This is a genomic window from Pseudomonas floridensis (genome assembly GCF_002087235.1).
GTDB lineage: Bacteria > Pseudomonadota > Gammaproteobacteria > Pseudomonadales > Pseudomonadaceae > Aquipseudomonas > Aquipseudomonas floridensis.
Genome location: NZ_MUIO01000106.1, coordinates 45,407 through 68,568, shown reverse-complemented (window position 1 = coordinate 68,568; position 23,162 = coordinate 45,407). Strand labels below are relative to the sequence as shown.

Genomic DNA, 23,162 nt, shown 5'->3' with positions numbered 1-23,162 from the left:
GAGGCGCACCGGGCCATGATGAGCAACCCGCAGCGCCTCCCCCTCGGCAACCCGACCAGCCTCCATCGAAAAAAGGGTCAGGCATGCCCGAGCACAAGGTGCCATGCTTCAATGTGAGCCCGAAACACTTTGATCGGATTCCGGAGTTCGACCGGCAGTTGGCGGGTCAGCAGAAGGGGTTGAATGATCTGACGGTGGATGAGTATTTGAAGGGGCGGAAGGCGTTTAAGAACGGTAATGCCACTCGTGATCCGAAAGTAGCAGAGGATGCACGTAAGGTGCTCACCCTCGAAATGGAGGCGAGGATCACAAGTATGTTGAGGCTAAATGGCGCTGGTCTGGAGGAGGCAGAACACGAAGCAAAGAAAATGGTTTCACAAAAAATGACGACATTGGCAGCACTGCATAATCCAGACATGATTGCTGGCGGTAAAGATGTTATTAATGATCTGGGAGATCGACGTATTAATTCGAGTATTGGGCCCCAATGGTCCAGTCGTATAGGAGGGTTAGACAATGCCGCTAGCCAGATACCTGACGCGCTTCGTAATACGACAAACATTCACGCCCGTCTTGAGCGATGCAGATAAGGAGGACTGACCGTGGATGAAGATTATGCTTTCTTTTATAAAAAGTTTGGCCCTGCAATTAGTACTCAAGTAGTGCCGCTCTCGAGTGTTAAGCGGTATGAGGGTAAGCTGCCTGCTCAATTGTTACAGTATTGGAACGATTACGGTTGGTGCGGATATGCGAAGGGGTTATTTTGGACTGTCAATCCTCAGGATTACGAGCCCGTCCTCGATTATTGGCTTGCAGGCACAGGACTTTTGGAACGCGATACATATCATGTGATCGCGCGCAGTGCATTTGGACAACTTTACCTATGGGGAGAAAACAGTGCTAATAGTTTGTCAGTTACTAGCTACATGTCGCGCTACTCTAATAGCTCTACTTTTTTGAATCGCAGCAATTTTGATTTCGGTGTGCAATTATTTTTTTCAACAATGCAGCCAGAACGTAATGACCTAGATAATTTATTTGAACGCGCTTTGAAAAAGCTGGGTTTGCTTGATATAGATGAGATGTATGGCTTCGTACCGGCTCTTGCCCTTGGCGGGCCGATAGAACTGAACAATCTTCAAAAGGTTAAAGTCATCGAGCATCTTGAATTTCTTTCTCAGCTTTCGCCGCTTCAGGATTGGGGCTTTCCTGAAGTCTGATCATTGTTGTGATGGGGCGCCGGTGTGGACCTGGGATTGAACGAGCGACTGAGCGTGGGCGTGAGCTACAACGGACAGATCGGCAACGACACGACTGACCAAACGCTGAATGCGCGGGTGACGTTGGCGTTTTGAGCCGTACGCACGTGCATTGATCTGCACCGACGAGCTGTCTGCGTCGTCAGATCCATTTGGAACGCGGAGCGTCCCGGGCGGCATTTACACGCGGAGCGTGAGGAACGATCAGGGTGAGACTGAAACATGATCGTTGGCATGCCGCTCGGGACGCTGTGCGTCCAGGCGCTGACGTTTGTGTGATCAACCAGCCATCAAAACGCCGGCAATACCGCGCCGTCGTACTTCTTGTTGATGAAGTCTTTCACTTCCTGGCTGGTCAGGGCCTTGGACAGTTTCTGGATCGCGTCGCTTTTGGCGTTGTCTTCACGGGTGACCAGGAAGTTAACGTATGGCGAGTCCGCGCCTTCGATGATCAGTGCGTCCTTTTTCGGGTTGAGCTTGGCTTCCAGCGCGTAGTTGGTGTTGATCATGGCGAGGTCAACCTGACCCAGCGCACGCGGCAATACAGCCGATTCCAGTTCGCGGAACTTCAGTTTCTTCGGGTTGGTGGCGATGTCTTTCGGCGTAGCCAAGGCATTGGTCGGGTCTTTCAGGGTGATCAGACCGCCCTTCTGCAGCAGGAGCAAGGCACGACCGGCGTTGCTGCCTTCATTGGGAATGGCAACGGTCGCGCCTTCAGGCAACTCGGCCAGGGTCTTGTACTTGCTGGAATAGCCGCCGAACGGTTCGACGTGCACGCCAACGCCAGTCACCAGCTTGGCGCCTTTGCCCTTGTTGAAGCCGTCCAGATAAGGCTTGGTCTGGAAGTAGTTGGCATCCAGACGCTTTTCGTTCAACTGCACGTTCGGCTGAACGTAGTCAGTGAAGACCTTGATCTCCAGATCCACGCCTTCCTTGGCCAGGGTCGGCTTGATCAGCTCAAGGATCTCTGCGTGCGGCACAGGCGTAGCGCCTACGACCAGTTTTTCACCGGCGTGAGCCAGGCCAACCGAGAACGCAGCCGCCAGAGCAGCCATCAATAACGTCTTTTTCATGCAAGGTCCTTAGCGAAGCCGTGAGCGTCACAAAAAATGACGCTTTTTCAGTGGTTTGCCGCAGCGCTGTCCTGCACCGCGACATCATGCTGACATTACCGATGTTTTTTATTCCGAGAAAATACTTTTTAAGCAAATGCTTATGCTTTTTCGCTCGAAATGATCAACCGTTCTGCTGTCAGCGCTCTATGACAAGGGTTTTACGGTAGTGCGTTGCAGCCGTTCGGTCACGTTCTCCAGCAAATGCTTGAGCGCCGCAAGCTGCTCGGGCTCCCCAGCGGCAATGAGCTGCTCGGTCTGGCGTTGGATCTGAGTCAGTGGGCCCGCCGCCTCTGGCAAATGAATGTCTTCGGATTGAATCTCGTCACCCCCACTGACCAACAGCGCAAAATGGATCACGTTCTCCAGCTCCCGCGTGTTACCGGGCCAGTTGTGCGCTTCGAGTGTGCGCTGGGCGGCTTCGCTGATGAGCTGGACCGGCAGATTCAGACGCTGGCTGTAGATGCCGACGAAATACTCGGCCAGTGGCAGGATATTGCCCGGCTGTTCACGCAGTGCAGGCAGGTCGAGCCGTCCCTCGCTCAAATAGTGATAGAGCCGTTCGTGGAATTTTCCAGCCTTCACGGCCAGCGCCAGATCGATACTGGTGGCCGCGACGAGGCGCACATCGACCGGACTCGGTTGATGTGCGCCAACACGCGTCACTTCATGATTCTCCAGCGCCGCCAGCAACTTCACCTGAATCGGCAACGGCAGGTCGCCGATCTCATCCAGATACAAGGTGCCGCCATTGGCCGAACCGAACCAGCCCGCACGGCTGCTGACCGTACCGCTGTGCGCGCCAGCGGCATAGCCGAACAGCTCGGCATCAGCGTAGGTCGGGCTGATTGCGCCGCAGTTCACAGACACGAACAGACCGGAACGGTCGCTGGCGCGGTGGATGTGCCGGGCCAGCAACTCTTTACCGGTGCCGGATTCGCCACGAATCAGCACCGGCAGCGCACGCGGCGCAAGTTGCTCCATTTCTTCGCGCAACTGACGCGAGCGAGGATCGATGAACACCAGCGCTTTGGCGCGAATGCTCAGAGGGCTTTTGTCGGATTCGGGGAATGTCAGCAGCGGCTGACCGAAGGTTTCGTGAAGACTCATGACGCACTCCCGCCCGAGCCGCGCACGGTCTCAAGCGTTAAAAAAACGGGGCCAGATGGCCCGCATAACAAGGCAATCCGGTCATGCGCGACGGCGCGCGTGTTGCTCCAGACGATTTTGCAGGCGGTAGAGATAGGCGAAACCCTGCTCCCAGCGCTGATGACCTGATTTGACGTTGATGTGCCCGGCCTCACTCAGGAAGCCCAGTTCGGCGCCCCAATGACGGGCCATTTCCAACGCCCGCTGCGAACTGACGGCCGGGTCATTGTCAGAACTGACGATCTGGGTCGGAAACGGCAGCAGGTCGGTCGGCATCGGCGCGAAATTACGCAAAGCGGGCGGGCAGTTCGGCCGCTCGACGTCCGCCGGGGCGACCAGCAGCGCGCCCTGCACCTGACGCAGGGTTTCCAGTGGCGCAAGCTGCGCCCAATGCGCGACAGTGACACAACCCAGGCTGTGAGCGATCAGGATCACGGGCGTGTCCTGCGCGGCAATCGTGCGCTGCAGTTCACCCACCCAGTCTTCGCGACGCGGTTTCAGCCAGTCGGCCTGCTCCACACGCACACTGTTAGGCAGGCTGTTCTGCCAGTGGGTTTGCCAATGATCATCAGGAGATCCTTGCCATCCTGGCAGGATCAGGTACCGGATCGACTCGTTATGCATGGATTCGCCTCCTGCACGTATGCGTTCATGGGGCGAGTATAGGGATCGAACATATATTCGTTAAGGAATAAGAAGATATTTATTAATTCCCAAAAAGAATATCAAATCACAGACAAAAAAAGGGCCGCTCCCTGCCTTGAAGGAACGACCCTGAATATAAAACCTCATTGAGCAAAGATTAACCGGGTTTCATGACAGCAATACGACGGCGCATCAGGTCGCCGGAACGGGCCGATTGCCAGGTTCCATCGCATCCACACGTGCAGGCTCGTCTTTCTGAGTGACTTCACGCGCCACGGTCCACACCACGATCGCCGCGATCACGTCGAAGATTGCCAGCACTACGAACAGTGGGCTGTAGCCGATCTTGGTGACCAGTACGCCGAACACCATGGTGAACGCGGCCGCGCCAAGGAAGCCGAACATTCCGCCCATGCCAGTCGCCGTCGCGACTTCGTTCTTGCCGAACGAATCCGACGTAATCGAGTACAGCGCGCCGGACAGGGTCTGGTGAGCGAAACCGCCGATGCACAACAGGGCAATCGCGGTGTACGGGCTTTCAACCAGACCGATACAGGCCGGGCCGATCATGCAGGAACAGCCGAACAGCATAACCATCTTGCGTGAGGTGAATAGCGAAACCTTGCAGTATTTGTGGAACAGCGGGCTGAGGTAGCCGCCCAGGACGCAGCCGATGTCAGCAGCTAGAAACGGCAACCAGGCGAACATCGCGACTTCTTTGATGTTCATGTGCCGCTCGGTCATCAGGTACAGCGGAATCCAGGCATTGAACGTCTGCCACGCGGGCTCTGACAGAATCCGCGCCGAAGCGATGGCGTAGAAGTTACGATTCTTGAACAGCCGCTTCCAGCTGCCTTTCTGCGCAGGCGCGTCCTTGAGACGTGCTTCCTGACCGCTGAGAATGTAATCGCGCTCGGTATCGCTCAAGCGCTTCTGATCGCGCGGATGCTTGTACAGCAGCAGCCACAGGCCGCTCCAGATAATGCCCAGGCCACCGACGATCAGGAACGCGAGCTCCCAGCCGCTTTGCAGAATCGCCCACACCACCAGTGGAGGCGCCAGCAACGCGCCGAAGGATGAGCCGATGTTGAACCAGCCGATGGCCACCGAGCGTTCCTTGGCCGGAAACCATTCGGTGGTGGCTTTTACGCCTGCCGGCAAGCCCGCGGCTTCGGTCAGCCCGAGCAGGCCGCGAAAGATCGCCAAGCTCTGCCAGCCGGTAGCAAAGGCAGCCGCCGCGCAGGCTGCGGACCAGGCCACGGCGAAGATCGCGAAACCCATCTTGGTGCCGATGGCGTCAATGATGTAGCCCGCAATCGGCTGCATCAACGCGTAGCACATCTGCCAGGCGACCACGATGTGCGCGTACTGCTCGGTCGAGATACTCAACTCACTCATGAGCGTCGGCGCTGCGACAGACAGCGTGTTGCGAGCCAGATAGTTGACGACCAGCCCGGCTGTGACCAGTCCGACCATCCACCACCGAATGCCTTTTACTTTCATCTCTTCACCCTGCTTATTCTTGGATTGGCGACGAGCGTCCCGCAGCCTGAACCGAGGGGCGGCTGGATTTTTGTAACGTCAGGTTACAGATGCTGAAACAGGATTTTTGCTACGTGAGTAGCGAATTACCGGCGAAATTGCGGAATTTTCAAGCGAGAAAGATTTTTCCTGAAGCAGAAAGCGAGCACGGGACATGAGCTTTGTTACTCTTGGAATTATTTTTATAGTTGCAATTTTTTCTAAGCCGTATGTTGTAGTACAACATGGCGCATTTATAGTCATTTGCCATGATCGTGTCAATTGGCAAAAAGTGCTTCGAGAAGCCGCCAATGGAGTGGTCTAGCCCGCTCCATGTAGCCCTTTACGCATACGGCGTCATACGATGACTTGGCGTAGTGCAGACTTCACACGTCAGCACTGCGCCAGACGCTGCATTCAGTCAGGCCGCGCTTGCAAAAATGTCATAAATGCTTTCATTCTCTGATTGCGGCGTCAGGCAACGGAGTGCCACTTGATGCCTTATCGGTACAGACCGACGTTGTAATGCCAACCTATGACAGGAAGGGTCGCCCGCATGCCAGAGCCAAGCAGCCTCGCCAGCTGGACCCGTGCGTTGCGCAAGCAACTGGATGCGCTTGACCTGAACAGCACCGAGCTGTGCCAGGCAGCAGGTATTGATCCGCAATCGCTAAACGACCCCGATGCAACCTTTACAGCCGATGCCACCGCGAAGCTCTGGCAACTGGCCGTGCAAGCCAGCCAGGATCCGGCGCTCGGCCTGCGCGTTTCGCGCTTCGTCAGCCCCACCACGTTTCATGCACTGGGTTACACGCTGGTGGCCAGCGGCTCACTGCGCGAGGTGTTCGAACGAATCGTGCGTTATCACTCGATGGCCGAGGATTCGCTGGAGCTGGATTTCCGATCGGTCGGCGAGCGTTACGAATTCCGCTTCAGTGCCCCGCCGTCCTGCCAGTTGCCAACCCATGAACTGCTGGATGCCTTTGCGGCCATTTACGTGCGTACCTGTCGAAACCGGCTGGGCAGAAACTACGCGCCGCTGGCCCTCCACCTGCGTCGACCGGCCCCTGACTATCCGCAGCCCTGGCACGAGCTGTTCCGAGCGCCATTGTTCTTCTCGGCGCAGGAAAATCTGCTGGAATTTGCCTGCGATGATTTCGACAGTCATCTGGACGACGGCCCGATAGTGCTAAGCGAACAAGTGCCGAATGCTGAGCCCTTGCCGTCGCTGATCTGGGAACAGCGCGTACGCTCGGCCATCGAGACGCTGCTGCCGGACGGCGAGCCTTCTGCCGAAAGCATCGCCGAAGCCCTGCACCTGAGTCCGCGCAGCCTGCAACGACACCTGGCCGATGAAGGTTGCCGCTACGACCTGCTGCTCAATCAATGCCGCCAGAACCTGGCACTGCTGCACATGAACGACCCGCACAGTTCGCTGAGCGAAGTGGCGTATCTGCTGGGCTTTTCCGATACCGACAGCCTGAGCCGCGCATTCAAACGCTGGACCGGCATGACGCCTGGGCAGTATCGCAACGATTTGATGCGCTAGCGCCCGGTCATGAGCAGCAAAACGAGGATCAACACACCGCGCTGGCCTTGGAAAAGTTCGCCACCTTGCGCAGCCTGACCACATCAAACACTTCAAGCTGCCCGTCACAAAGCCGCACGATCCTGCGTTCGTGCAAGTCGCGCAGCACTTTCTGTACGTCGGATGAAGACAGGTCTGGGCCTGGCTGAATCTCATAGAAGGTGATCAGCCTACGCGCATGGCTCAAGGGTCCGTAGCCTTCGCACAGCATCAGCAATCGCCAGGCAACCCGGGCGCGGGCTGGCAGTTGGCCCCACTTGTCGGCCAGCAGAATAGGCAGTCCGAGCTTCTGACCGAGCAGGCCGGCGACCGAAGACCAGTACCAAGGATGCTGTTCGAGCAGTTCAATCAGGATGTCTTGAGGCACATGTAAAAAGATGGAGTGGTCCAGTGACACCACATCGAGTCGGCGCGGCAGCCCATCGAACAGCGACACTTCGCCGAACCAGTACGGCAGGCGAACCGGCTCCAGCCGGGGCGTCAGTCGCTGCTCGCCCGCGTCGCCCATGCGCACGCTGCCTTCGAGCAGCACGTAAAGGCCGCAGGGTGAATCGCCCTTGGCGAACAGCCGCTTGCCCGGCGTCCGGCGAACCTGGAAAGCCGCGTCAAGCAGGCTATCCTGCAAACCGGCAGGCAAATGGCAAAACCAGTAATCGGACAGCAATCGTGACCGCCATAACGTTCCATTTGTCATGTTTGCTCCCTCATTTCCCAGGCAGTCGTAGTGCAAAAGCGCTACGGTGATCAGACCCGATCAGCGCTTCAGGCAGGAATAATAATGAAAAACCTTGTCGATCATCTCAGCCAATATGCGTCCTATCACCGCGATTCGCGCAATATCGTGACCCACTTCATAGGTATTCCGCTGATTGTGCTGGCCGTTGCCGTTTTGCTGTCACGTCCAGGCTGGTGGGTCGGCGGCCTGTGGATCTCCCCCGCAGCGCTGGTAACGCTGGCCTCCACGGTCTTTTACCTGCGGCTGGATCGCATACTGGGCGTGGTGATGGCGGTCCTGCTGGCCTTGTGCATCTGGACGGGGGCGAATCTGGCGCAGCAGACTACGATGGTCTGGCTGAGTGCGGGTGTGGGGTTGTTCGTGATCGGCTGGATCATTCAGTTCATCGGCCATTATTACGAAGGCCGTAAACCGGCGTTCATCGACGACATCACCGGGCTGATCATCGGGCCGCTGTTCGTGGTGGCCGAACTGGCATTTTTGATGGGCCTGCTCAAACCCTTGCAGCACGCCATCGAACAACGTGCAGGCCCGGTGGGCCGCAACGCGCGCAAAGCTGCGGTTTAACGCCGCGCTATCGGGCAACGGCGAGCAAGCTCAGCTGCCTCTGTGGCGGATATACCGGGTTATTCGCGGACAAGTCCACTCCCACAGACCGCCCGATCCTTCGATCAGGGGCGCTGATCACTCCCGTGGGAGCGGACTCGTCCGCGAAGGCTGCATTTGATGCGCTGCATCCTCGACGGATGTACCGGGTCGTTCGCGGATCAGTCAGTTGTTACAACTTCTGCCAGACCTTGGGCTTGAAGAACAGCGTTTCACCTCGCGCCAGGCCCACCAGACTGTCGTGATCCTTGACCACTTCGGCCTCGATCAGCTCGCCCTGCCCTTCGACTTTCAGCGTGACCCGCGTGGTCGCGCCAAGCGGTCGGATATCGCGTACTTCAGCGGCGTGGTGGTCTTCCAGTTCCTGACGCGACAGCGACACTTCATGCGGCCGGAACAGCACATGGCCATCATCACCCAGACTCAGGCGGTTGGAATCACCCAGGAAGTGATAGACGAAATCGTTGGACGGGTTCTCATAGACCTCGCCCGGGGAGCCAATCTGCTCGATCACACCCTTGTTCATGACAACGATCCGGTCCGCCACTTCCATGGCTTCTTCCTGATCGTGGGTCACGAACACCGAGGTCAGGTTGATGTCTTCGTGCAGACGTGCCAGCCAGCGACGCAACTCCTTGCGCACCTTGGCATCCAGCGCTCCGAACGGCTCATCAAGCAGCAGCACTTTAGGCTCTACCGCCAAAGCGCGAGCCAGGGCGATGCGCTGGCGCTGACCGCCGGAAAGCTGCTCCGGATACCGGTCGGCCAGCCAGTCCAGTTGCACCATGTTCAGCAGTTCATGGACTTTTTCGGCGATACGCGTCTCGTTCGGACGCTCGCGCTTGGGCTTCATGCGCAGGCCGAAGGCAACGTTGTCGAACACCGTCATGTGACGAAACAGCGCGTAGTGCTGGAACACGAACCCGACGTTGCGATCACGCACGTCGTGGCCGGACACGTCTTCACCGTGGAACACGATACTACCGGCGTCCGGGGTTTCCAGGCCGGCGATGATGCGCAGCAAGGTGGTCTTACCGCAGCCCGACGGGCCAAGCAAGGCGACCAGTTCGCCACTCTGGATGTCCAGATTGATGCTGTTCAGGGCCTTGAAGGCGTTGAAGTTCTTGCTGACGTTACGGACTTCGATCGACATGATTATTCCTCCGCCGCGCTTTGGCGCAGACGGTTAATGCGGGATTCGCTCCACTGCTTGAGCAGCAGGATGAACAGCGCCAGGACCAGCAACAGACTCGCCACCGCGAAGGCTGCGACGTGGTTGTATTCGTTGTAGAGGATCTCGACGTGCAGCGGCAGCGTGTTGGTGACGCCGCGGATGTGACCGGACACCACCGACACCGCGCCGAACTCACCCATCGCCCGCGCGGTACACAGCACCACGCCGTAGATCAGGCCCCATTTGATGTTGGGCACCGTAACGTGCCAGAACATCTGCCAGCCGTTGGCACCCAGCAGGCGCGCTGCCTCTTCTTCCTGCGTGCCCTGCTCCTGCATGAGCGGGATCAGCTCACGCGCCACGAACGGCACGGTCACGAAGATAGTTGCCAGCACGATGCCCGGCAGGGCGAAGACGATCTGGATGTCGTGATCCTGCAACCACGGCCCGAACAGGCCCTGGGCACCAAACATCAGCACGTAGACCAGACCGGCGATGACCGGCGAGACCGAGAACGGCAGGTCGATCAGGGTGACCAGAATGCTCTTGCCGCGGAACGAGTACTTGCTCACACACCACGCGGCGCTGACGCCGAACACCAGGTTGAGCGGTACCGAAATCAGCACGGCGATAACCGTCAGCTTGAGCGCCGACAGCGCGTCGGGCTCAAGCACCGCTTCGAGAAACGCGCCCAGCCCGTTCTTCAGGCCTTGGGACACCACGATGAACAGCGGCAGCCCCAGAAACAGAACGAAGATCAGCCAGCCAAGCCCGATCAGGACACGCCGCGCAACCGCATTGCCACGACGTGCGTCGTTGGCGGAGGCTGCAGCGGAAACCGATGAATATGACATGCTCGCCTCCTCAGGATGGGGTTTCGATGCGCCGCTGCAGCAGGTTGATCAGCAGCAACAGAATGAAGGAAACCACCAGCATGAGAACGCCAATGGAGGTCGCGCCGGTGTAATCGTATTGATCGAGTTTGACCATGATCAGCAGCGGCATGATCTCGGTCTTCATCGGCATGTTGCCAGCGATGAAGATGACCGAGCCGTACTCGCCCACGCCTCGGGCAAACGCCAGGGCGAAACCGGTCAGCCAGGCAGGCAACAGCGCGGGAACGAGGATGTGGCGAAACACCTGCAAGGGACGGGCACCCAGACAGGCGGCGGCTTCCTCGACTTCACGCGGAATATCGGCCAGCACCGGCTGAACCGTGCGCACCACGAAGGGCAGCGTCACGAAGGTCAGCGCAAGCGTAATGCCAAGCGGGGTGTAGGCGATCTTGAACCCCAGGTCGGTGGCGAACTGCCCGACCCAGCCGTTGGGCGCATACAGCGCCGTCAAGGCGATACCGGCCACGGCGGTCGGCAGGGCGAATGGCAGGTCGATCATCGCATCGATGACCTTGCGGCCAGCAAAGGTGTAGCGCACCAGCACCCAGGCCAGCAGCGTACCGATCACGCCATTGATGACGGCTGCATAGAACGCGGTACTGAAGCTCAGCTTGAGCGCCGCAATCACTCGCGGCGCGGTGATGATGGTCCAGAACTGATCCCAGGTGAGCTGTGCGGCATGTACGAACATGGCGGCCAGCGGTATCAGCACAATCAGACTGAGGTACACCAAGGTGTAGCCCAGCGTCAGCCCGAAGCCGGGTATGACGGGGGAGATACGACGCGACATAGAAGTCCTTGGTTTTACTTGCACGAAGCCCGGAGGGTGATCCGGGCTGCTTGACCTGCCATGAAGATACCGCGCCCGCTCAGGCTGAAGCGGTATCTTCACTCGGTTTACTGCGCTTGATAAATCTGGTCGAACACGCCGCCGTCATTGAAAAACTTCGGCTGCGCAGTCTTCCAGCCGCCGAAGTCTTTGTCGATAGTCACCAGGTCCAGTTTGGGGAATTGCTTCTCGTACTTGGCAGCGACTTGCGCGTCACGTGGACGATAGAAATTTTTCGCGGCAATCTCCTGACCTTCCTTGCTGTACAAGTGCTTCAAGTACTCGGTCGCGACAGCGGTATTGCCCTTCTTCTCGGCGTTCTTGTCAACGACCGCCACTGGCGGCTCGGCGAGGATCGACAGCGACGGCACGACGATATCGAACTTGTCCGCGCCACCGTCTTCTTTCAGCGCCAGGAACGCTTCGTTTTCCCAAGCCAGCAGCACGTCACCCTGACCGTTGTTGACGAACGTGATGGTCGAGCCGCGTGCGCCGGTGTCCAGAATCGGCACGCGTTTGAACAGGGCCTGCACGTATTCCTTGGCCTTGGCTTCGTCACCGTGACCTGCTTTCAAGCCATAGGCCCAGGCGGCCAGGAAATTCCAGCGCGCGCCGCCCGAGGTTTTCGGGTTGGGCGTGATGACAGAGACGTCTTTCTTGATCAGGTCGCCCCAGTCCTTGATGCCCTTTGGATTGCCCTTGCGCACCAGGAACACGATGGTGGACGTGTAAGGCGTGCTCGCGTCCGGCAGACGGGTCTGCCAGTTTTCAGGCAGCGTCTTGCCCAGCCTGGCGATTTCATCGATGTCACCGGCCAGGGCCAGGGTCACGACATCGGCACGCAGACCGTCGATCACGCCACGGGCTTGTTTGCCAGACCCACCATGAGACTGCTTGATGGTCACGGTGTCATCGGGGTGGGCCTGTTTCCAGTGCTTGGCGAACTCGGCGTTGTATTCCTGATACAGCTCACGCGTCGGGTCGTACGACACATTGAGCAGTTCGTAATCCTTGGCAACAGCGGAACCTGCGAATACCGCGCTGGCGAGGGCGGCCAGGGCAAAACGGCGAATGAACATAGGTGAAGCTCCTGGAAATTCTGTGTGTCGGCTTTTTTTGATTTCTTCGTCGCACGCCCGAGCGATGTCGCTCGGGCGCGCTGCTTGTCACGGGTACATCGGGTTCCGCTGTTTCGCCCAGCTCAGACTCAGCTCGGCTTGTTGGCAGGGTTCTGCAAACGGAATTTCTCTTTGCGTTCGATCTGCACCACTTGTGCGTTATGCACGGTGATTTCGACGGCGCCAAAACGCAGGTCACGCAACGCACTCTGAATCTCACGCAGAATCGCTGCTTCGTCCTGACCGTCAACACTACGTAGAGATGCGCTCATAATCGTATTCCTTGAAATGTGAGAAGCCAGCCATCGCGACCGAGCCGCTGGCATGTGGCGATAGAGCAATAGTAGTGAGGTGCGGATATTCTTAAAAAGACTATTTAAGAATGCAGATATAACCAAAAGAAATTAACCAGCGAGCCGCTCCAACAAGACGCGTTGCACGTCCTGCCAGCTCAGGCCACAGGCGACCTTGCGCCTTTCAGAACGCGCCAGTGGAGAAGGCCGGCGCATGCGTCCAGTCAATCGATTCCGGCGGCAGCGGACGGGCAAACCAGTAGCCCTGCCCCAGCTCGCAACCATTGTCGAACAGAAAGGCCGCCTGCTCCGGATGCTCGATTCCTTCTGCCAGCACGCGCATGCCCATGCTGCTGGCCAGCGCGATGACCGCTCGCACAATTGCGATGTCATCGTCGTCGCCCGGCAGCCCGGCCACGAAGCCCTGATCGATCTTCAGCTTCTGGACCGGCATCCGTTTGAGCCTGAGCAATGACGAATAGCCGGTCCCAAAGTCATCGATGGCCAGGCTCAGCCCCAGGTCGCGCAGCCTATGCAATTGCTCGATGGCCTGCTCGGGATCTTCCATCACTGCGCTTTCCGTCACCTCCAGCTCCAGCAGAGCGGGATCGAGCCCGGTTTCATGTAACACCCGGCCCACCTGACGATCCATATCGCCAGCGCTGAACAACCGGCTGGAAACGTTGACGGCCACGAAGGCGATCGGAACGCCGCAGGCCTGCCAGCGCTGCATCTGGCGACACGCCGACTCCAGTACCCAGGCGTCGATATCGGCGATCAGTCCGCTCTGTTCGGCCACCGGAATGAACTCACCTGGCGACACCATGCCACGCGTCGGATGCTGCCAGCGCACCAGCGCCTCGACACCCACGATGCGGCGGCTGGCCAGGTCGTGAACCGGCTGATAGAAGACACGTAACTCCTCGCGTTCGATGGCGCCACGCAACTCGCTGGCCAGATGCACGCGCTGACGGGCATGAGCGGTCAGCTCTTCGGTGTACAGCGCATAACCGTCACGGCCGCTGCTCTTGGCCTTGAACAGTGCCGAATCGGCGTTGCGCAGCAGTTGCTCGTCCGTCAGCGCGTCGCCGGGAAACAGGCTGATGCCCAGGCTGGCAGTGATGAACAGTTGCTGCCCGCCGACGGAAAATGGTGCCTTGAGCACCTCGATGACCTGCTGCGCCAGCGCGGCGGCCTGCACCACCTGCCGGGAGTTTTTGACCAGCAGAGCGAACTCGTCGCCGCCCAGCCGGGCCAGAGTCATGTCGCTTTCGATGACACCTTTGAGTCGCCCGGTGACCGCCTTGAGCACTTCATCGCCGACGTTATGGCCCAGGCTGTCATTAATGTTCTTGAAATGGTCGAGATCGATCAGCAACAAGGCACAGCCGCGCTTGCTGGATCGTGCGGAGGTCAGCGCCTGACTGATCCGGTCAGTAAGCAGCAGGCGATTGGGCAGGCCGGTCAGCGCGTCGTAATGAGCCAGTTGTGCCAGCTCGCGCTCGGAACGCTTGATGGCCGTGATGTCGGAAAACACTGCGACGAAATTCTTCGTTTGACCGTCATCGTCCTTGATACTGCGAATGGTCTGCCACTGCGGGTACACCTCGCCGCTTTTGCGCCGGTTCCAGATTTCGCCACTCCATTGTCCGGCGCTGAGGATCGAGCGATACATCTGCCGATAGAATTCAGGCCCGTGGCGGCCGGACTGGAACTTGCTGGGGTTGAAGCCCAGCACTTCTTCGGGCTGATAACCGGTGATGTCGACAAAGGCCCGATTGACGTGAACGATGTTGCCCTTGGCATCGCTGACCAGCACGCCTTCGAGGGTGCTGTCGAACACCGCCGCAGCCAGCCGTAAGCGGTCATGGTCCTCTTGCGTACGCTCGGACAGTGCCTTGCCGCTTATGGCTTTCATCAGACGGTCACGCGCAACGAAGAGCATGATCGCGCTCATCAGCACCCACCCATAACCGGCTACGCCCTGCAAAATGCTCAACCGAGCCGGTTCTTCGATGAAAACGGGCAACAGCCAGTCGCAGGCCAGCAGCCACAAAACGGACAGTACGCCATACAGAATGGCCGTCCTGAGGGCTCCGCCAGTAGAGTCCGTCATAAGAAAACTCAAAACTTATGAAAGGGCGGAATTATAAAGCAAGAAACATCCTGCGACTCTTATCTAAAAGCGTGACTGGTTTTCTGTGGGATGTCAGTGATAATGCAGTTGTTACTTTTTTCTTCACGAGTGTCTCAACGAGGGCCAAACAGCCTATGTGGTACAACGGTTTGCTCGACCTTTCCGTCTGGCAGGTAATAGCAGTCACACTGGCCATGACCCATGTGACGATTGTCGGCGTCACGGTCTATCTGCACCGCTACTCAGCCCACCGCTCCCTGGAACTCAACGCGGGGCTCAAGCATTTCTTCCGTTTCTGGCTGTGGCTGACCACTGCCCAGAACACCCGCGAGTGGACGGCTATCCACCGCAAGCACCACGCAAAATGCGAAACCGCCGATGACCCGCACAGCCCGGTCGTCAAAGGGTTGTCCACCGTTCTGCGTAAAGGCGCCGAACTGTATCGCGAAGAAGCACAGAATCAGGACACGCTGCGCATCTACGGCAAGAACTGCCCTGAAGACTGGATCGAACGCAATCTGTACTCGCGCTACAAGATGCTGGGTATCGCCCTCATGGCGGTCATCGACCTGGCGCTGTTCGGCGCCATCGGCATTACCGTCTGGGCGATCCAGATGATGTGGATTCCGTTCTGGGCTGCAGGTGTGGTCAATGGCTTGGGCCATGCGGTGGGTTATCGCAACTTCGAATGCCGTGATGCGGCGACCAATCTGGTGCCGTGGGGCATCGTGATCGGTGGTGAAGAGTTGCACAACAACCACCACACCTACCCCAACTCGGCCAAGCTGTCGGTCAAGCCGTGGGAATTCGACATGGGCTGGGCATGGATCAAAGTGTTCAGCTTCCTGCGCCTGGCCAAAGTGCAACGTGTCGCGCCCATCGCCCATCGGGTCGAAGGCAAGGGCCATATGGACATGGACACCGCGATGGCGATCCTCAACAACCGCTTCCAGATCATGGCCCAATACCGCAAGGTGGTGATCGGCCCGTTGGTGGCTCAGGAACTGGCCAAGGCCGATGCGTCGGTTCGTCACCAGTTCCACCGCGCCAAACGCCTGCTTTCCCGTGAGACCAGCCTGCTGGACGACCGCCATCACCTGCGTATCCAGACCATGCTGGAGCACAGTCATGCGCTGAAAGTGATTTATGAAAAGCGCCTGGCGCTGCAGCAGATCTGGGTCAAGACCAGCAGCAACGGTCACGACATGCTGTCCGCGATGAAAGAATGGATTCACGAGGCCGAAGCCAGTGGCATTCAGTCGCTGCGCGACTTCGCCGATCAGTTGAAAACCTACTCGCTTCGCCCGGCTCACGCCTGACACCGTTGATCGGTGCGCCCCTTGCGGGCGCGCCGGTTTCGGAACTTACCCCCTGAAAATCTATCTCATCAACTTTCCCATCCTCATTGGGAGAGCGGGTGGCATCAGCCGCACGCAGCTTGAGATGTCGGTCTATGGAAAAGCAAAGCCCTACCGCTTCACCCAACGCTACAACCGTCCAGATGCCCGCCGCCGCTGAAACCCTGCTGGCCCTGATGCATGCACAGGCCGAGGTTGCGCGTCTGAGCGAGCGCGAACAGTTGTTCAGCTCGCTGCTGGTAAGCGTGAACGCCGTGCTCTGGGCGTTCGACTGGGAAACCCAGCGCATGATCTATGTCAGTCCGGCGTACGAACGTATCTTCGGGCGCTCGGCAGGTCTGCTGCTGGCCGATTACAGCGAGTGGCGCGACAGCATCTATCCGGACGACCTCAATTACGCAGAGCGCAGCCTGAGCGAAGTGATTGAAAAAGGCGCGATCGAGGATCGTGAGTACCGGATCATTCGCGCCGATGGCGAAGTGCGTTGGCTAAGCGATAAATGCTTCGTCAGCCGTCAGACTGATGATGCGCAGCGTCTGGTCGTGGTGGGCATTGCCGAAGACATCACTGAAAAGAAGCAGCTCGAAGATGAACTGCAACGTCTGGCGACCACCGATGTACTGACCCAGAGCAGCAACCGCCGTCACTTCTTCGAATGCGCGCAGCGCGAATTCGAGATAGCACGCCTGAACGGCACTCCGCTGGCATTCCTGCTGCTGGACATCGATGATTTCAAGCTGGTCAATGACACTTACGGGCACCAGGAAGGCGACACCGTGCTGCAACGCATAGCCGAAAGCGGCCGTTCGGCACTCAGGCGCGGTGATCTGTTCGGACGAATTGGCGGCGAAGAGTTCGCGGCGGTCTTCCCCGGCTGCGCGCCGGAGATGGCCATGCAGATTGCCGAGCGCCTGCAACGCGAGATCCAGCGCCAGAGCTTCCAGTGCGGCAGCAGCACCTTCAGCATTACCGCCAGCCAGGGTTTGACTAACCTGACCAAGGATGACCTCAGCCTGGAGGCCCTCTACGGCCGCGCTGACGCGGCGATGTACCAAGCCAAGCGGCAGGGCAAGAATCAGATCGTATTGGTCTGATCGTCTACTAGATCACGCCGGGACACAGAGCGTCCCGGAACACGATCTCTCTATTCACACCGCCATCGGTGCCGTCATTGCCGGGTGGTGCTCGTAACCTTCCAGCGAAAAGTCCGACGGCTCGATCAATTCGAGCCATTCCGGTTGGTACACGCCCGTCTTGGCGAACTCAGGCACACGGTCGGAAATTTTCAGTTTTGGCATCGGGAACGGCTCGCGGGTGAGCTGCTCGTTGAGCATGTCCAGATGGTTTTCGTAAACATGCGCGTCGCCGATGAAGTAGGTGAACCAGCGCGGCGTGTAGCCCGTCAGGCGGCCGATCAGGCTCAGCAGTGCAGCGCCCTCGGTCAGGTTGAACGGCGTGCCCAGGCCCAGATCATTGGAACGGATGTAGAGCGTCAGGGAGATTTCACGCGTTTGCGGGTTGGGGTGCAACTGGTAAAGCAGGTGGCAAGGCGGCAGCGCCATCTCGTCGAGTTGCGCGCAGTTCCAGCCGTGGAACAGGATGCGACGGCTGCCCGGGTCGTTGATGATGGTGTCGACGCACTGACGGATCTGGTCGATGGCCTTGTACAGCACGACGAACGCCTGGCCGTCTTCTTCGGACTCGGCAATCTGACGATAACCCTCACCTACTGCTCGCTCGATGGCGGCCACATTGCCCGCATCGATACGCTTGTAGGCGGGCCACTTGCGCCACTGCACGCCGTAAATTTCGCCCAGATCGTCTTCGCCCTTACGGAACGGGTTATTCAGCCACTGGGCGTTTTCGTTGGCATTCTGGTCCCAGACCTTGCAGCCCAGTTCACGAAATTCGGCCGCGCTGTTCACGCCCCGCAGAAATCCGACCATCTCGCCGATGGCCGACTTGAACGCCATGCGGCGCGTGGTAATCGCCGGAAACCCTTCCTGCAAGTCATAACGCAGCATCGCACCCGGAAAACTGATGGTGTTCACGCCGGTACGGTTGGACTGCAGAGTCCCGTTCTTGATCACGTGAGCGACCAGTTCCAGATATTGCTTCATAAATCACCTGCATCGTTGAATGCGCCGGGAAATGAACACCCGGCGTTTCAGGTTTAAACCGCAGCGTTGGTGGCTGCGGGCGCACGCTTGTAGGCCAGCCAGATCATCACCAGACCGGCGATGATCATCGGCAGACTGAGAATCTGCCCCATGGTGACCCAACCCCACGCCAGATAGCCCAGCTGGGCGTCCGGCACCCGGACGAACTCGACCACAAAGCGGAAAATGCCGTAAAACAGCGCGAACATGCCGGAAATGGCCATGGTCGGACGTGGTTTGCGTGCGTAAAGGTTGAGAATGATGAACAGTGCCACACCTTCCAGTGCGAACTGATACAGCTGCGACGGATGACGCGCCAGTTGCGCAGGATCGCTGAACGGCGGGAACACCATGGCCCACGGCACATCGGTCGGCTTGCCCCACAACTCGGCATTGATGAAGTTGCCGATACGACCGGCACCCAGCCCGATGGGCACCAGCGGCGCGACGAAGTCCATGAGCTGGAAAAAACTCTTGCCGTTGCGCTTGCCGAACCACCATGCGGCGATCATGACGCCGACGAATCCGCCATGGAAGGCCATGCCACCCTTCCAGACTTCGAAAATCAGCAGTGGGTTGGCGATGTAAGCTGACAGGTCGTAGAACAGCACGTAACCCAGGCGTCCACCGACGATGACACCCATGGCCAGCCAGAAAATCAGATCGGACAGCTTTTCCTTGGTCCAGGTCGGGTCGAAGCGGTTCAGGCGGCGCGATGCCAACAGCCACGCGCCACCGATGCCGACCAGGTACATCAAGCCGTACCAGTGAATTTGCAGCGGGCCGATAGCAACGGCCACTGGGTCAATCTGCGGGTAAGGCAGCATTGCGAATCCTCAATTGGAACGCCCGTGCGGGCGACTGAATCAGGCGGGCATGTTACCGGAGCCCGGCTTGTTGCTCTAGCGGCCAGGGACCAAAGCTGAGTAGAGTGACCGAAAAAAGGAGCACTTGATGTGTCTGATCGCGTTCGCCTGGCGCCCGTCCCATTCCCAGCCGCTGATTGTGGCGGCCAATCGTGACGAATTTTATGCACGCCCGACCCGACCGCTAAGCCGATGGGAGGACGCCCCGCAGGTCTGCGCCGGCCGGGATCTGGAAGCGGGTGGCACCTGGATGGGCATCGGTGCGCAAGGGCGTTTTGCCGCCGTGACCAATATTCGTGATCCGGGCCAGCCTACAGGTCTGCGTTCGCGAGGCGAATTGGTGGCGAAGTTTCTGAAGGGCGAGCAGTCGCCCGAGGGTTACGTGACCGAGATTGCTGCGCGGGCGGGAGAATACACGGGCTTCAATCTGCTGGTGGGCGATGCAGGCCGTTTGTATTACCTGAACTCGGCCGCCCCTGTTCCGCAGTTATTGACCGAAGGCGTCTACGGGCTTTCCAACGCACTGCTGAATACACCCTGGCCCAAGCTGCTTCGGGCCAGGGCGGCGCTGTACGCGCAACTGGAATTCCCGTCCTCCGAGGCGCTGCTGAACCTGTTGCACGACCCGCAGCCCGCCGCCGAGGCCGAATTACCCGACACCGGCGTCGGCCTTGCGACCGAAAGCCTGCTGTCCAGCATCTTCATTGCCAGCCCCAATTATGGCACCCGCGCCAGCACGGTACTGATCGTCAATGCCGATGGCGGCAGCCAGATGATCGAGCACAGCTTCGGACCGCATGGCGGCAGGCTGGGCGAGGTTGAACTTAAAGTTTGAGCGTGAGAGCGATCAGCGCCGGGACATGCGCCTGGTGATCGCTCAGCCAGAGACTAGTGCCCCTTCACAGACCCGGGATTGATCATCCTCGACAGCCCCAGGTTCTTCAGCGCCAGCTGCAGCGAGCTGCTGATCACTTGCGGGTTATCGTTGGTCATCAACTGAGCCAGCAGGTCCTTGGCCTTGCTGAGGTTGATCTGACGCAGCATCCACTTCACTTTCGGCAGGTTGGTGGCGTTCATCGACAGGCTGTCGAAGCCCATGGCCATCAACAACACCGCCGCGGCAGGGTCACCGGCCATTTCACCGCAGATGCTGACGGGTTTGCCTTCGGCATGCGCATCACGCACGACGCTTTGCAGCGCCTGCAGCACCGCCGGGTGCAGGTAGTCGTAGAGGTCGGCGACGCGCGGGTTGTTGCGGTCGACGGCGAGCAGGTACTGGGTCAGGTCGTTGGAGCCGACCGACAGGAAGTCCACCTGACGCGCCAGATCACGGGTCTGGTAAACCGCAGCAGGCACTTCGATCATCACGCCCACGGGCGGCATCGGCACATCGGTGCCCTCGTCACGCACCTCGCCCCAGGCGCGGTGGATCAGGTGCAGCGCTTCTTCGACCTCGTGAGTGCTGGAGATCATCGGCAACAGAATGCGCAGGTTGTTCAGGCCCTCGCTGGCCTTGAGCATGGCACGGGTCTGAACCAGAAAGATTTCCGGGTGATCGAGCGTGACACGAATGCCACGCCAGCCCAGAAACGGGTTTTCTTCCTTGATCGGGAAGTACGAAAGCGCCTTGTCACCGCCGATGTCCAGGCTGCGCATGGTCACGGGCAGTGGATGGAACGCGGCCAGTTGCTCGCGATAGATCGCCAGCTGTTCCTTTTCGCTCGGAAAGCGTTGATTGATCATGAACGGCACTTCGGTGCGGTACAGACCGACGCCTTCGGCACCGCGCTGCTGGGCGCGCGCCACATCGGCCAGCAGGCCGGTGTTGACCCACAGCGGCATGCGGTGCCCGTCGAGCGTCACACAGGGCAGTTCGCGCAGTGCGTCGAGGCCTTGGGAGAGCTGACGCTCCTCCTCCACCACCTTGCCGAACTGCTTGCGCATAATGTCGCTGGGGTTGGTGAAGACTTCGCCGTGATAGCCGTCGACGATCAGGTCAATACCGTCGACCTTGGAGTACGGAAAATCCACCAGGCCCATGACCGTGGGAATGCCCATGGCCCGCGCCAGAATCGCAACGTGAGAGTTGCCCGAACCCTGCACCGACACCAGACCGACCAGCTTGCCCTCGGGCACTTCGCCGAGCATGGCCGGCGACAGCTCCTCGCTGACCAGAATCGTGTTGTCGGGATAGACCAGCGCTTGCTGCCGCGCCTCCTGAAGATAGGCCAGCAAACGGCGGCCCAGGTCCTTGACGTCCGACGCCCGCTCACGCAGGTAGGCGTCGTCCATCAGTTCGAAACGTTTGACGTGTTCGTTCACCACCGAGCGCAGAGCGCCCTGCGCCCACTGCCCGGTCTTGATGACATTGGTGACTTCGCTGCCCAGCGAGGCATCGTCGAGCATCATCAGGTAGACGTCGAACAGAGCACGTTCTTCGGGACGCAGCTGAGTGGCGAGCTTGGCGGACAAGGTGCGCATGTCATTGCGCACACCTTCCAGCGCATTCTGGAACAGCGCCAGCTCAGCCGCGATGTCGGTGACGGTCTTGTCCGGAACCACTTCAAGATCGGCAGGCGGCAGCATGACGACCGCCACACCGACTGCGGCGCCAGGCGAGCCGGCCACGCCGACGAACTTGGCTTCCTGAATGCCTTTGCCCTGGCGACCCAGACCGCGGATCGAGCCGGTGGCTTCAGCGTGAGCGATAACGCCCGCCAGTTGCGCGCTCATGGTAACCAGGAAAGCCTCTTCGCCCTCGTCGAACTGGCGACGCTCCTTTTGCTGGATCACCAATACCCCGACCACGCGACGGTGGTGGATGATCGGCGCGCCGAGGAACGAGGCGTAGCGCTCTTCACCGGTCTCGGCGAAGTAGCGATAACGAGGGTGATCGGCAGCGTTTTCGAGGTTCAGCGGTTCTTCGCGAGTACCGACCAGGCCGACGAGGCCTTCATTCGGTGCCATGCTGACTTTGCCGATAGAGCGTTTGTTCAGGCCTTCGGAGGCCATCAGCACGAAGCGGTTGGCTTCGGCATCGAGCAGGTAGACCGAGCAGACCTGGCTCCCCATGGCCTCCTTGACGCGCAACACAATAATGCCCAACGCCGCCTTGAGATCCTTGGCGGAGTTAACTTCCTGGACGATCTTGCGCAGCGTATTGAGCATGGCTCGGGGTCGAACTCCGTGTCAGTCGCGCGATAACAGGCGCGGGGCAAGCTCTTTGAGTGCGCGTCGATACACCTCGCGCTTGAATGTCACCACCTGGCCCAACGGATACCAATAACTGACCCAGCGCCAGCCGTCGAACTCCGGTTTACCGGTCAAATCCATCCGCACCCGCTGCTCGTTGGAGATCAGGCGCAGGAGAAACCATTTCTGCTTTTGGCCGATGCACAGCGGCTGGCTGTGCGTGCGGACCAGTCGTTGCGGCAGACGATAGCGCAACCAGCCCCGGGTGCAGGCAAGTATTTGCACATCATGTCGTTCGAGCCCGACTTCTTCATTCAACTCACGATAAAGCGCGTCTTCCGGCGTCTCCTGCGGGTTGATTCCCCCTTGCGGAAACTGCCAGGCATCCTGGTTGATACGCCGAGCCCATAGGACCTGACCAGCATCGTTTGTCAGAATAATCCCGACATTAGGACGGAAACCATCGGGGTCGATCACGGCAACAACCTCGCAAACGCATGTCGCCGCATTGTTCCACAAAGGCG

At 59.1% G+C, this 23,162-nt stretch carries 22 protein-coding genes and 1 pseudogene; 8 read left to right on the top strand and 15 right to left on the bottom strand.

Annotation, left to right across the window (positions count from 1 at the left end):
* The 3 genes and pseudogenes from BZK31_RS23740 to BZK31_RS30680 form a co-directional block, all read left to right on the top strand.
* Nucleotides 1–590, top strand: a 590-nt coding sequence (locus tag BZK31_RS23740; RefSeq protein WP_244182722.1) for a polymorphic toxin type 15 domain-containing protein, incomplete at its 5' end; no start/stop codon positions are given.
* A 12-nt stretch (nucleotides 591–602) separates the two neighbouring features.
* Nucleotides 603–1,220: a GAD-like domain-containing protein gene (locus tag BZK31_RS23735; RefSeq protein ID WP_083185728.1), complete on the top strand. Its 618-nt coding sequence runs from the start codon at nucleotides 603–605 to the stop codon at nucleotides 1,218–1,220.
* Nucleotides 1,221–1,235: 15 nt separating this feature from the next.
* Nucleotides 1,236–1,355, top strand: a pseudogene (locus BZK31_RS30680) (autotransporter outer membrane beta-barrel domain-containing protein); the annotation flags it as partial.
* A gap of 194 nt (nucleotides 1,356–1,549) precedes the next feature.
* Here BZK31_RS30680 and BZK31_RS23730 read toward each other — a convergent pair.
* The 4 genes from BZK31_RS23730 to BZK31_RS23715 form a co-directional block, all read right to left on the bottom strand.
* The gene (locus BZK31_RS23730; RefSeq protein ID WP_083185727.1) at nucleotides 1,550–2,332 is read right to left on the bottom strand and encodes a MetQ/NlpA family ABC transporter substrate-binding protein; all 783 of its coding nucleotides are present in this window, start codon (nucleotides 2,330–2,332) and stop codon (nucleotides 1,550–1,552) included.
* Between the two features lie 186 nt (nucleotides 2,333–2,518).
* Complete coding sequence (locus tag BZK31_RS23725) at nucleotides 2,519–3,481, bottom strand: sigma 54-interacting transcriptional regulator (protein WP_083185726.1); 963 nt, start codon at nucleotides 3,479–3,481, stop codon at nucleotides 2,519–2,521.
* Nucleotides 3,482–3,562: 81 nt separating this feature from the next.
* On the bottom strand, nucleotides 3,563–4,144 hold the full coding sequence (locus BZK31_RS23720) for an alpha/beta hydrolase (RefSeq protein WP_083185725.1): 582 nt from the start codon (nucleotides 4,142–4,144) through the stop codon (nucleotides 3,563–3,565).
* A 213-nt stretch (nucleotides 4,145–4,357) separates the two neighbouring features.
* Entirely contained in the window at nucleotides 4,358–5,668 is a 1,311-nt protein-coding gene (locus BZK31_RS23715; RefSeq protein WP_083185724.1) for an MFS transporter, read from the bottom strand.
* Nucleotides 5,669–6,242: 574 nt separating this feature from the next.
* Between BZK31_RS23715 and BZK31_RS23710 the strand changes: the two genes are divergently transcribed.
* Complete coding sequence (locus tag BZK31_RS23710) at nucleotides 6,243–7,235, top strand: AraC family transcriptional regulator (RefSeq protein WP_083185723.1); 993 nt, start codon at nucleotides 6,243–6,245, stop codon at nucleotides 7,233–7,235.
* Between the two features lie 28 nt (nucleotides 7,236–7,263).
* On the opposite strand, the gene BZK31_RS23705 is transcribed toward BZK31_RS23710, so the two are convergent.
* Nucleotides 7,264–7,968 carry a Crp/Fnr family transcriptional regulator gene (locus BZK31_RS23705; RefSeq protein ID WP_083185722.1) on the bottom strand — a complete coding sequence of 235 codons (705 nt, stop codon included), beginning with the start codon at nucleotides 7,966–7,968 and terminating at the stop codon, nucleotides 7,264–7,266.
* 84 nt (nucleotides 7,969–8,052) lie between these two features.
* Between BZK31_RS23705 and BZK31_RS23700 the strand changes: the two genes are divergently transcribed.
* Nucleotides 8,053–8,577 carry an Mpo1 family 2-hydroxy fatty acid dioxygenase gene (locus BZK31_RS23700; protein WP_083185721.1) on the top strand — a complete coding sequence of 175 codons (525 nt, stop codon included), beginning with the start codon at nucleotides 8,053–8,055 and terminating at the stop codon, nucleotides 8,575–8,577.
* 211 nt (nucleotides 8,578–8,788) lie between these two features.
* Here BZK31_RS23700 and BZK31_RS23695 read toward each other — a convergent pair whose 3' ends face one another.
* The 6 genes from BZK31_RS23695 to dibA all read right to left on the bottom strand — a co-directional run bounded on the left by BZK31_RS23695 (nucleotide 8,789) and on the right by dibA (nucleotide 15,042).
* Entirely contained in the window at nucleotides 8,789–9,769 is a 981-nt protein-coding gene (locus BZK31_RS23695; RefSeq protein ID WP_083185720.1) for a sulfate/molybdate ABC transporter ATP-binding protein, read from the bottom strand.
* A 2-nt stretch (nucleotides 9,770–9,771) separates the two neighbouring features.
* Nucleotides 9,772–10,644 (bottom strand): sulfate ABC transporter permease subunit CysW, encoded by an 873-nt coding sequence (gene cysW / locus BZK31_RS23690; protein WP_083185719.1) that lies wholly within the window; start codon nucleotides 10,642–10,644, stop codon nucleotides 9,772–9,774.
* A gap of 10 nt (nucleotides 10,645–10,654) precedes the next feature.
* Nucleotides 10,655–11,476 (bottom strand): sulfate ABC transporter permease subunit CysT, encoded by an 822-nt coding sequence (cysT, locus tag BZK31_RS23685; RefSeq protein ID WP_083185718.1) that lies wholly within the window; start codon nucleotides 11,474–11,476, stop codon nucleotides 10,655–10,657.
* A 107-nt stretch (nucleotides 11,477–11,583) separates the two neighbouring features.
* Nucleotides 11,584–12,594, bottom strand: coding sequence for a sulfate ABC transporter substrate-binding protein (locus BZK31_RS23680; protein WP_083185717.1), 1,011 nt, complete (start codon nucleotides 12,592–12,594; stop codon nucleotides 11,584–11,586).
* 128 nt (nucleotides 12,595–12,722) lie between these two features.
* Nucleotides 12,723–12,905, bottom strand: coding sequence for a sulfur starvation response protein OscA (gene oscA / locus BZK31_RS23675; protein WP_024685281.1), 183 nt, complete (start codon nucleotides 12,903–12,905; stop codon nucleotides 12,723–12,725).
* A gap of 205 nt (nucleotides 12,906–13,110) precedes the next feature.
* Nucleotides 13,111–15,042, bottom strand: a complete 1,932-nt coding sequence (gene dibA, locus BZK31_RS23670) for a phosphodiesterase DibA (protein ID WP_083185716.1) — start codon at nucleotides 15,040–15,042, stop codon at nucleotides 13,111–13,113.
* Nucleotides 15,043–15,197: 155 nt separating this feature from the next.
* Here dibA and desA point away from each other — a divergent pair, with 155 nt between their 5' ends.
* Nucleotides 15,198–16,382, top strand: a complete 1,185-nt coding sequence (desA, locus tag BZK31_RS23665) for a delta-9 fatty acid desaturase DesA (protein WP_083185715.1) — start codon at nucleotides 15,198–15,200, stop codon at nucleotides 16,380–16,382.
* 134 nt (nucleotides 16,383–16,516) lie between these two features.
* Nucleotides 16,517–17,515 (top strand): GGDEF domain-containing protein, encoded by a 999-nt coding sequence (locus tag BZK31_RS23660; protein ID WP_083185714.1) that lies wholly within the window; start codon nucleotides 16,517–16,519, stop codon nucleotides 17,513–17,515.
* 54 nt (nucleotides 17,516–17,569) lie between these two features.
* Here the strand turns inward: BZK31_RS23660 and BZK31_RS23655 are convergent, their stop codons facing one another.
* Together BZK31_RS23655 and lgt are read right to left on the bottom strand one after the other, a co-directional pair.
* Entirely contained in the window at nucleotides 17,570–18,541 is a 972-nt protein-coding gene (locus tag BZK31_RS23655; protein ID WP_083185713.1) for a thymidylate synthase, read from the bottom strand.
* Between the two features lie 53 nt (nucleotides 18,542–18,594).
* Nucleotides 18,595–19,407, bottom strand: a complete 813-nt coding sequence (gene lgt / locus BZK31_RS23650; protein WP_083185712.1) for a prolipoprotein diacylglyceryl transferase — start codon at nucleotides 19,405–19,407, stop codon at nucleotides 18,595–18,597.
* Nucleotides 19,408–19,534: 127 nt separating this feature from the next.
* Between lgt and BZK31_RS23645 the strand changes: the two genes are divergently transcribed.
* Nucleotides 19,535–20,281, top strand: coding sequence for an NRDE family protein (locus BZK31_RS23645; RefSeq protein ID WP_083185711.1), 747 nt, complete (start codon nucleotides 19,535–19,537; stop codon nucleotides 20,279–20,281).
* 53 nt (nucleotides 20,282–20,334) lie between these two features.
* Here the strand turns inward: BZK31_RS23645 and ptsP are convergent, their stop codons facing one another.
* Nucleotides 20,335–22,614 carry a phosphoenolpyruvate--protein phosphotransferase gene (gene ptsP, locus BZK31_RS23640; RefSeq protein ID WP_083185710.1) on the bottom strand — a complete coding sequence of 760 codons (2,280 nt, stop codon included), beginning with the start codon at nucleotides 22,612–22,614 and terminating at the stop codon, nucleotides 20,335–20,337.
* 21 nt (nucleotides 22,615–22,635) lie between these two features.
* A complete protein-coding gene (locus BZK31_RS23635; protein ID WP_002555745.1) occupies nucleotides 22,636–23,115 on the bottom strand; it encodes an RNA pyrophosphohydrolase in 480 nt (159 codons plus the stop codon).
* Nucleotides 23,116–23,162: the final 47 nt, after the last annotated feature.

Bases quoted from the DNA above. Each gene is read 5' to 3' on its own strand.
- BZK31_RS23730 (WP_083185727.1), bottom strand. From the start codon at position 2,332: ATGAAAAAGACGTTATTGATGGCTGCTCTGGCGGCTGCGTTCTCGGTT.
- BZK31_RS23725 (WP_083185726.1), bottom strand. From the start codon at position 3,481: ATGAGTCTTCACGAAACCTTCGGTCAGCCGCTGCTGACATTCCCCGAA.
- BZK31_RS23720 (WP_083185725.1), bottom strand. From the start codon at position 4,144: ATGCATAACGAGTCGATCCGGTACCTGATCCTGCCAGGATGGCAAGGA.
- BZK31_RS23715 (WP_083185724.1), bottom strand. From the start codon at position 5,668: ATGAAAGTAAAAGGCATTCGGTGGTGGATGGTCGGACTGGTCACAGCC.
- BZK31_RS23710 (WP_083185723.1), top strand. From the start codon at position 6,243: ATGCCAGAGCCAAGCAGCCTCGCCAGCTGGACCCGTGCGTTGCGCAAG.
- BZK31_RS23705 (WP_083185722.1), bottom strand. From the start codon at position 7,968: ATGACAAATGGAACGTTATGGCGGTCACGATTGCTGTCCGATTACTGG.
- BZK31_RS23700 (WP_083185721.1), top strand. From the start codon at position 8,053: ATGAAAAACCTTGTCGATCATCTCAGCCAATATGCGTCCTATCACCGC.
- BZK31_RS23695 (WP_083185720.1), bottom strand. From the start codon at position 9,769: ATGTCGATCGAAGTCCGTAACGTCAGCAAGAACTTCAACGCCTTCAAG.
- cysW (WP_083185719.1), bottom strand. From the start codon at position 10,644: ATGTCATATTCATCGGTTTCCGCTGCAGCCTCCGCCAACGACGCACGT.
- cysT (WP_083185718.1), bottom strand. From the start codon at position 11,476: ATGTCGCGTCGTATCTCCCCCGTCATACCCGGCTTCGGGCTGACGCTG.
- BZK31_RS23680 (WP_083185717.1), bottom strand. From the start codon at position 12,594: ATGTTCATTCGCCGTTTTGCCCTGGCCGCCCTCGCCAGCGCGGTATTC.
- oscA (WP_024685281.1), bottom strand. From the start codon at position 12,905: ATGAGCGCATCTCTACGTAGTGTTGACGGTCAGGACGAAGCAGCGATT.
- dibA (WP_083185716.1), bottom strand. From the start codon at position 15,042: ATGACGGACTCTACTGGCGGAGCCCTCAGGACGGCCATTCTGTATGGC.
- desA (WP_083185715.1), top strand. From the start codon at position 15,198: ATGTGGTACAACGGTTTGCTCGACCTTTCCGTCTGGCAGGTAATAGCA.
- BZK31_RS23660 (WP_083185714.1), top strand. From the start codon at position 16,517: ATGGAAAAGCAAAGCCCTACCGCTTCACCCAACGCTACAACCGTCCAG.
- BZK31_RS23655 (WP_083185713.1), bottom strand. From the start codon at position 18,541: ATGAAGCAATATCTGGAACTGGTCGCTCACGTGATCAAGAACGGGACT.
- lgt (WP_083185712.1), bottom strand. From the start codon at position 19,407: ATGCTGCCTTACCCGCAGATTGACCCAGTGGCCGTTGCTATCGGCCCG.
- BZK31_RS23645 (WP_083185711.1), top strand. From the start codon at position 19,535: ATGTGTCTGATCGCGTTCGCCTGGCGCCCGTCCCATTCCCAGCCGCTG.
- ptsP (WP_083185710.1), bottom strand. From the start codon at position 22,614: ATGCTCAATACGCTGCGCAAGATCGTCCAGGAAGTTAACTCCGCCAAG.